The organism is Atribacterota bacterium, from assembly GCA_028717805.1.
GTDB lineage: Bacteria > Atribacterota > Phoenicimicrobiia > Phoenicimicrobiales > Stramentimicrobiaceae > Stramentimicrobium.
Genome location: JAQUNC010000025.1, coordinates 20,096 through 28,200 on the forward strand (window position 1 = coordinate 20,096; position 8,105 = coordinate 28,200).

Annotated in this window: 8 protein-coding genes; all 8 read right to left on the reverse strand. The window is 34.5% G+C overall.

The window, feature by feature from the left end; all coding sequences use genetic code 11:
- Positions 1–26: 26 nt before the first annotated feature.
- The 8 genes from PHD84_06720 to PHD84_06755 all read right to left on the reverse strand — a co-directional run bounded on the left by PHD84_06720 (position 27) and on the right by PHD84_06755 (position 7,530).
- Positions 27–944 carry an ABC transporter permease gene (locus PHD84_06720; GenBank protein MDD5637490.1) on the reverse strand — a complete coding sequence of 306 codons (918 nt, stop codon included), beginning with the start codon at positions 942–944 and terminating at the stop codon, positions 27–29.
- Positions 934–1,971: an ABC transporter permease gene (locus PHD84_06725; protein MDD5637491.1), complete on the reverse strand. Its 1,038-nt coding sequence runs from the start codon at positions 1,969–1,971 to the stop codon at positions 934–936. The genes PHD84_06720 and PHD84_06725 overlap by 11 nt, the downstream gene beginning before the upstream one ends.
- Complete coding sequence (locus PHD84_06730; GenBank protein ID MDD5637492.1) at positions 1,968–2,300, reverse strand: DUF6092 family protein; 333 nt, start codon at positions 2,298–2,300, stop codon at positions 1,968–1,970. The genes PHD84_06725 and PHD84_06730 overlap by 4 nt, the downstream gene beginning before the upstream one ends.
- Positions 2,284–2,814 carry a nitroreductase family protein gene (locus PHD84_06735; GenBank protein ID MDD5637493.1) on the reverse strand — a complete coding sequence of 177 codons (531 nt, stop codon included), beginning with the start codon at positions 2,812–2,814 and terminating at the stop codon, positions 2,284–2,286. Before PHD84_06735 ends, PHD84_06730 begins: the two co-directional genes overlap by 17 nt.
- A 10-nt stretch (positions 2,815–2,824) precedes the next feature.
- On the reverse strand, positions 2,825–3,919 hold the full coding sequence (locus tag PHD84_06740; GenBank protein ID MDD5637494.1) for a M20/M25/M40 family metallo-hydrolase: 1,095 nt from the start codon (positions 3,917–3,919) through the stop codon (positions 2,825–2,827).
- A gap of 95 nt (positions 3,920–4,014) precedes the next feature.
- On the reverse strand, positions 4,015–5,652 hold the full coding sequence (locus tag PHD84_06745) for an ABC transporter substrate-binding protein (protein MDD5637495.1): 1,638 nt from the start codon (positions 5,650–5,652) through the stop codon (positions 4,015–4,017).
- A 105-nt stretch (positions 5,653–5,757) separates the two neighbouring features.
- Entirely contained in the window at positions 5,758–6,471 is a 714-nt protein-coding gene (locus PHD84_06750; protein MDD5637496.1) for an aspartate/glutamate racemase family protein, read from the reverse strand.
- A gap of 15 nt (positions 6,472–6,486) precedes the next feature.
- Entirely contained in the window at positions 6,487–7,530 is a 1,044-nt protein-coding gene (locus PHD84_06755) for an aminopeptidase (protein ID MDD5637497.1), read from the reverse strand.
- Positions 7,531–8,105 lie beyond the last annotated feature (575 nt).

Consider the following 8,105-nt stretch of genomic DNA (forward strand, 5'->3'; position numbering starts at 1 on the left):
CCTTTCTTCTTAATGTCTCACAGTTATTAACGGGAAGATTGTAACATATCTCGAACTCCATCACCAAATAGATTAAAACCTAATATTGTTATTACTATGGCTAATGCAGGGAAAATACACATCCACCAGAGTTCTGGTAAATATCTAGCACCATCTGACACCATCTGCCCTAAAGCTGGTGTAGGAGGTTGTTCTCCTAAGCCTACAAAACTGAGTGAAGCACTAATGATAAGAACCCATCCAACATCTAATGCCATTTTAGTAAAAACTGGAGAAAGACAATTTGGTAAAATCTCACGGAAAAGAATATAACTACTACTAGCACCATTCAATTGTGCAGCAACAACAAAATATTCATTTCTTATAGAAGAAGCCATACCATAAACCATCCTGGTATACCAAGGCCACCACATTACTGTTACAGCAATCATGGCATTCATCATATTTGGTTTGAGAACTGCAGCAATAGCTAAAGCAAGAACAAGAGATGGAACAGAGAGAAATATATCTGAAATACGCATGATAATAGTATCAATAATTGTCCTGTAATAAAAACCTGCTATTAGACCAAGAATGGTCCCAATAGGCACAGCAATTGCTAATACTACAATGGACATTAATAAAGCTCCTCGTAAGGCAAATACAATTCTGCTAAAAATATCTCTTCCAATAGGATCAGTTCCAAGCCAATATGTTGCACTTGGAGGTTGCCCTGCATTTTTAAAGTCAACAAATGAGCTTGCATGCTGTGGGTAAGGAGTCATATATGGAGCGAAAATAGCTAATAAAATGACTAGAACGACAATAGATAAACCTAAAACAGAAAGTTTATTTCGAGAAAAATAGTACCAATTCCGACAAATGTTATTCCAAAATCTACCCCATTTGCTAGGTTTTAGAATATTTTCTTGTTTAGTTTTCATTTCTACCTTTTTATGTTCCATTTTCTCCCTCCCTGATGCCACGTAAACGAATACTTGGATCTAAAAAAGACACAATAATATCTACAATGATACTAGTCAACACAAATACTAATCCTATTATTAATACTGTACCAGAGATGGCATTCAAATCCTTATAAAGCATAGCATTAATACCATAACGTGAAATCCCAGGCCAGTTAAATATCAATTCAACCAAAAATGCATTTCCAATTGTTGCTGCAATATCCATTCCCATTACAGAAACAGTGGGAATTAATGAAGGTCTAAGTAAATATTTAAACATAATTATTTTTTCAGAAAAACCATATCCTCTTTCTGCTGAAATGTAGTCTTTATTCATATTATCTACCATGCTGGAACGAGTAATGCGAGCTTCTTGAAAGGCAGGTCCTAATGCTAAAGCGAATGCAGGTAGAATCAAATGCTTAAATGCATCCCAAGCTATATTTAACTTTCCTGCAATGAGGGCATCAAGGACCATAAATCCAGTAACTCTTGGAATGCTTAGTTGCGAACTTAATCGTCCAAGTACGGGCAAGATTGGCCAAGCATACCCAAAAATAAGAATAAAAAATACTGCTAAAACAAAAGCTGGAATAGAAACACCAACATAAGCAAAAATACGAATTAGGCTATCAATCCATTTATCTTTATTTCTAGCAGCTATTGCACCAAGAAGAATGGCAAGAAATACCATAATAATTGCAGTAAAAAAAACTAACTCTAAAGTTGCAGGAAGATACTCCCTTATATCAACAACTACTGACCTTCTGGTAACTAATGATCTGCCAAAGTCCCCTTTCATAACATTAGTTAGCCAAATCCAATATTGCACTGGTAATGATTTATCTAAATATAATTCTTGACGCAGCTGTTCAACTACTTCTACAGGTGCCCTTGGTCCTAAAGCTAAGCGAGCTGGATCTCCAGGTATTACCCGAGATATAGTAAAAATAAGTATTGATAAACCAATAATAACAAATATTCCCAACAACAGACGTCGAAGAATGAATTGTCCAAGTTTCACTTGTTTTCCTCCCTCTGGTTATCAGTTAAAAATGAAATTACATCGTTTACTAAGTTATCTAAATTTGTCATAAAAGAGTCTTCTCCTTCAGTGATGCTATTCTTAGTAATTTCGATGTGCTTAAGAAAATCTTTAGTTTTAATTGGCGAATTGATATTCCCACAACTTAATATATTTAATAATCTTCTTGCGATTTCTAGCATACGCAAAGGACCATATGATTTTGGTTCATCTATAAGATTACGAGAACTAACTATTATGTAGTAAATTAACTCAAAAAGAGGTTTATAAATCTCTTGGGACAAGATATCATTATTTTTTGTACTCATTAAACCAAATAATCTCCTTATTTCTTGATGGAGCTTTTTCGGGAATATATTCTGGATATCCGATTGAAATTAAAAAAATAGGAATTATTGACTGGGGTAAATTAAGTATTTTTTGCACAGCTTGGCTATGGAATGAAGCTACCACGCAAGTCCCCAAACCCATGCTATAGGCATAAAGGATAATGTTCTGAGAAGACATGGAGGCATCAGCAATTGCTAAAAATTTGGGACCTTGTAGCCCACCTTTAAGCTGAGCCTCATTTGAATCTTGACAAACTACAATCAAGGCAGGGGGATTGCCTGATAAGCCTGGACTTACTAATCCTATTTTATGTAATAATATATCATCGTTAATTACAATATATCTCAGTATCTGGTTATTTCCAGCAGAAGGTGCCCATATTGCAGCCTTAATAATTATATTCGTTAGCGTCTCCGTATCTATTGGACCTTGTTTAAATGCCCTTATACTTCGTCGTCCTTGTATTGCTTCTAATATATTCATATTCATCATGTCTATTCTTTTAATCCTTACAAAAATAATTGAATATATAATGTAGAATCTGAACCACAGTTTTCATATCTGAAATAGCAATCTTTTCAGATGTCGAATGTTCATTTTGAACTCCATTGCCTAAAGGAATTGTTTCTATACCTTTTTCATTGTAAATTGCCGATTCTAATCCTCCAGTAATAACAACAGTTTGGGCATTAATTCCCACACTTTCTAAAGCCTTTTGAGCAATTTTTACCATTGAACTATCTTCGGGAATACGATGAGCTGTATATGCTAAATTTAAATTCACCTCTGCTTTTGCTCCCATTGTCCTGGCAGATATCTCAAATACTTCTTTCATAATTTGACTAACTGAAAGGCACTTCTCATGATTCAAACTACGTGTCTCTGCTTTAACAACTACATTTTCGGGAACACCATTACGAATAATACCGCCTTGAATAATACCGATGTTTGAGGTTGTTTCTGAATCTATACGTCCATCTTTAACAATTGCAATAGCTTTAGCTGCTGCTTGAATAGCAGAGATTCCTTTTTCAGGTTCCATACCAGCATGTGCAGATTTACCAATAATTTCTATATCTATAAACATATGAGAAGGTCCACCAACAACTATCTTATCTAGTACATCCATATCCAAGAGAAATCCCTGTTTAGCAGTAATCAAGTTAAAATTTAAGTTTTTTGCTCCTCCAAAGCCAACTTCTTCTTCTCTGGTGATTACCACTTCTAAAGGTGGGTAATTATTTGCAGATTGTACTGCTTCAATAAATTCTGCTATCCCGGCTTTGCAATCTGCTCCAAGAATTGTGTCTCCACCAGAGACTACAAAACCATCTAAAACATTAGGTTTAATTCCCTTGCCAGGTTTTACAGTGTCTGCATGCATAGCAAATAATAATGGTGAAACATTGCCTCTAGCACAGGAGCGACCAGGTATTTTGGCAATAAGATTTCCATAATCATCAATTTGGCAATTTGCGTTCAAATCATTAGTAAATTTTACATAAAGAGATTGTATAAAATCTTGTTCTTCGCCAGATTCACTAGAAATCTGTACCATTTCACAAAAATTATGAACCATCCTATCGACTTGAATCATATATAAACTCCTCTTCTATTTTGTAAGAGTAAGGAGGTTTTCGCTTCCTTACTCTTACAAAAAGAAAATTATACTCTATTTAATATTAAGTTTACTTAATAAATAAATCTCATATCTTTAAACAGCATACGTAAACCAGGCATAAGATTGATTTTCTCACCCGTTTCTGTTGCATTAGCAGCAGGCCACATTAAATATTCAGCTTGGTATGCATGACGTTGAGGCATCTCAACTGCAATTATGTCTAAAGCTAGATCTAATATTTTTCTAATTATACCCTGATATTTTTGATGTCGTTCACTGTCATCAAGAGTTGCAATAGCATCCTCTATCAAGTAATCAATCTCTGCTTGGGTAGCATCATCTAACCAGTGCATATTAAACCAGGTTCCACGAGAACTAGAGTGATAGACTTGATATAAAATTGATCCGGCTTCGGGGTAAGCAATAGAAGATTGTATAACTGGAAAGATATGAGGACTTGTATCAGGATTTGCAGCTGCATCTACAAATACGGTCCAACTACTCTTTACAATATTTACCTTAATACCAATTTCCTGGCAGTTGTTCTGGAACAACAAAGCAATCTTTTCTTGATCAGGAACTACTGAATTCCACCAAAATTCAATTGGGTATTGATCCAATTGTGTTGCATATTTAGATTTTGCTAACTCTGCTTTAGCTTTATCTAAATCTTTTTCAAGTAAAGGTAGTGTTTCGTCACCGCCCGGAATAACTGGACTTATCATGGCTCTTGCACGCTCTGAAGTGGGTAGAATTTGCTCCTGGCAAACTGCATAGTCAAAAATATAGACAGCAGCTCGACGAAAATGAACATCATCAAATGGTGGTTTGGAAGTGTTAAACATCAAGCCTAAAGGAGCCCCAGTCCTTAAATCAGCAACTTTTACTCCAGGCAATTTATTCATAGCTTCATAGTTCTCTGTAGGTTGCCATTCATCCGTTATCTCAAGCTCTTTGTTAGCAATTAATGTTCGAACAGTTACAGGCTCAGTAACACCCATGATCTTGAATGAATCTGGTGCATCCTTATCTATTTCCTGCCAATAATTTAGATTTTTAACACCTATCACATGTTCTGCCAGATTAACCTCTTTTAGCACATATGGTCCAGAACCAGCAACATTCATTAGTAACCAATCCTTCCCATAATCTCCATACTCTCCATAGGGGCCTTCCTTTTTAGCATTTTCTATAACCTGTTTTTCATTAACAATCGCAACGTGGGATAGATAGAGTAAGAAAGGTCCAATGGGACGTTTAAGAGTAATCTTCACATTTTCCGAATCTAAAATTGATACATCTTCAATTTCTCCACGGAATAAATAACCCCAACCTTCTCCGATATCAATCATTCGTTTTAAACTAAACACCACATCACTAGCTTTTAGCTGATCTCCATTATGAAATTTAATGCTATTATTAATTTTAAAAGTATAGGTCAATGTATCGGAATCAAATTCCCAACTTTCAGCAACTTTTGGTTGGGGTACTCCATTCTCGTCTATAGTTAATAATGTGTCATAAAAATTCTGAATACATGTTGCTGCAACATTATCCATACCAACAGCTGGATCAATATATAATGGCCAAGATTGTACAACACGAACAATTTTCTCTGTTTGTGCCATAGTCTCTGTATTAAATGCCATTAATACTGCAAACAACAGCAACAATACAATAAATTTAGATTTCAATTTTAAAGAAAACATTACTAAAACCCCCTTTAAATATTTTTTAGATAGCAGAATTGATTGAAAATAAAAAATAATACTTTATTTAATTTATACTTATACCTCCTTTTAAGAAAATTTTTATCAACTAGAACGTTTCTTAGATGGTGGAAATTGATATGCTTTTTTGCTCTGAGCTAATCCCATGGCAATTAAACTTTCACATAATTTTGTTGCAGCAGCAGCTGGAATAACAATAGGAACACCCAGTTTTTCAGATGCTTTATCTGCAATACCTAGCATACTTCCACAACCCAACACAAGTACATCTGCGCCTTTATTGAGCATTTCAGTGCCAAATTTAAGCAAAACTTTTAGTTCTTCCTCTTCTGATCCAATTAAACTTAGCACCGGGATTCCTACAGAACGAATACCCACACATTTGTGATATAGTTCATAAACCTTTAAATTATTTTCTAAGTAAGAACCTGCCTCTGGCTCACCTGCAGTAATTATCCCAAATCTCTTTCCAATCAAAGATGCTATATAGGCACTTGCTTCCCCAATCCCAATAACTGGGATTTTTGCTACTTCTTTTGCAGCCTGTAAACCCGGATCGCCAAAGCAATAGATAATAACTCCATCATATTGTTCTTTTTCTGCCTTCATTACTTCCTGGACTGTGGGCAAAGCACACCATACCTCATCAAATGAGTTTTCAATAGACTCAGAACCTTTCTTAATATTAACAACATCTATTATTGTAGATTCATCTTTATATTTATTTAACTCATTAAGGGCTGGCTCATTCCAGATTGTTGTTGCTACAGGAAGTATTAATTTAATTCTACGTTTCATTAAAATACTCACCTCTTACTTCCCTAACTTTTTCGCTAATTCTTTTAATTTTGGTTCTACAAAAACTCCTTTATCCAGGATTTGAACGTTATCTAACCAAGCTGAACTATTTAAACAAATACCATCAGAGTGAGAAGGACCAGAAATTCCACCATAAACCAATATTGGTCCAACATTACCAATTCCCCATTCTGTGGATCCCCAGATGCGCTCATCTTCTACAACATCACCGCTCAATCGTGCATTGGGATGCAATCCATAGGAAATATGCGCAAGTTTCAGCATTTGGGGATGATTAAAACCCTTAAGCCATTGATCATACTCTATAGCTTCTTTGCCTCCTTCAATTTTTACAATTTCCCCTTTTTTAATTATTAAACGTACTGGCTCTCTTAAAATTCCTACAATTGGAGGTACTATTGAACCGTCAAAGACAATTTCTCCGTTAATGGTATCAAATTTTGGAGCCCAAGCAATCTGCCCGGGAGTCATATGAGAACCAGGTACATCGTATCTACTACATTCAAAAACAACTGGGTTTTCCGGATTATTATCAAATTCAATATCGGTACCTGCTGGAGTAGTAACTTTCATATGCTTAGCTTTGGTAGTAATTTCTAATAAATAACTCATAAATTTCTCTAAAGTGGGGAAATCTACTCTTCCTATCAATCTCACCATCATATCAACATCCATTCCGCAAGCATTTAGATAGCGTAGTTTGGGATTTTTAGCGGTAGCTACATCATAAGGGGTTGAATATAAAAGCCAGCCATTGTTAAATTCAACCCAGGCATCTGTCTCTGCAAGAGCCGCTGAAAGAGCCTCTACTGGTAGTAGCTTATCAGCTGCTTTCCCAACTCCCATGGGATACGCTGTATATATAACCATTGGTTTTGCATCACAGGCAAAAGCAGCTCTAGCTGTAGCATCAACAACTCTTTTATCAGATTCTGTATCAGCAGTAATAACAAAGGTTTCTCCTGGTTTTAATTTAAATAGCTCCTCACAAAGTATTTTTGCAGCTTTACCTAATTCATATTCGTAATAATAGGACATTATGAACCTCCTCAATAATTCTCTTTTTTATTATTACCCTTTCTTTTTATAAAACATCAAACAGTAAATTCACTTCTTCAAATATTAGATATATTACCAAACCCCCCCCCTCTAAAAGTAATTTAAATCTACAATTTTTTTAAGATAGTTTTTTAAAAGATCAGCGGAATTATTAATTTAAGTAAGTTTCAATATGATTATTATTCTTTTTATTATGTCTAAAAAATTTAGTATTGTCAACAAATTGTCAACAAAATTAGGTAAAAAAATAAAATAATCAACATTATAATTCTATTTTATTTATGCTAAAATCTCCTATTTAACTATCTACCAATTAGATTCCAGATATCCTTTTAAATACTAACTTTATTATGTTCAAAAGAATTGGTGCAATCGTTAAGATTTTTTAAACAGTCAAGTAATAATTTCAGAAAGTATTAGATTTTTTACTCGCTCTAAATGCTTTTTGATAGTTGATTCAACTAAATCTTCTTCCTTCTTTTCAATAGCCTCTATAATTTCTAAATGTTCCTTGATAGATTCTTTATAGGGATAATTTTTTATAAATATATTCA

What these genes read in the sequence shown, in the direction of transcription:
- PHD84_06755 (MDD5637497.1), bottom strand. Translation starts at nt 7,530, where the DNA reads ATGTCCTATTATTACGAATATGAATTAGGTAAAGCTGCAAAAATACTT.
- PHD84_06750 (MDD5637496.1), bottom strand. Translation starts at nt 6,471, where the DNA reads ATGAAACGTAGAATTAAATTAATACTTCCTGTAGCAACAACAATCTGG.
- PHD84_06745 (MDD5637495.1), bottom strand. Translation starts at nt 5,652, where the DNA reads ATGTTTTCTTTAAAATTGAAATCTAAATTTATTGTATTGTTGCTGTTG.
- PHD84_06730 (MDD5637492.1), bottom strand. Translation starts at nt 2,300, where the DNA reads ATGAGTACAAAAAATAATGATATCTTGTCCCAAGAGATTTATAAACCT.
- PHD84_06740 (MDD5637494.1), bottom strand. Translation starts at nt 3,919, where the DNA reads ATGATTCAAGTCGATAGGATGGTTCATAATTTTTGTGAAATGGTACAG.
- PHD84_06720 (MDD5637490.1), bottom strand. Translation starts at nt 944, where the DNA reads ATGGAACATAAAAAGGTAGAAATGAAAACTAAACAAGAAAATATTCTA.
- PHD84_06735 (MDD5637493.1), bottom strand. Translation starts at nt 2,814, where the DNA reads ATGATGAATATGAATATATTAGAAGCAATACAAGGACGACGAAGTATA.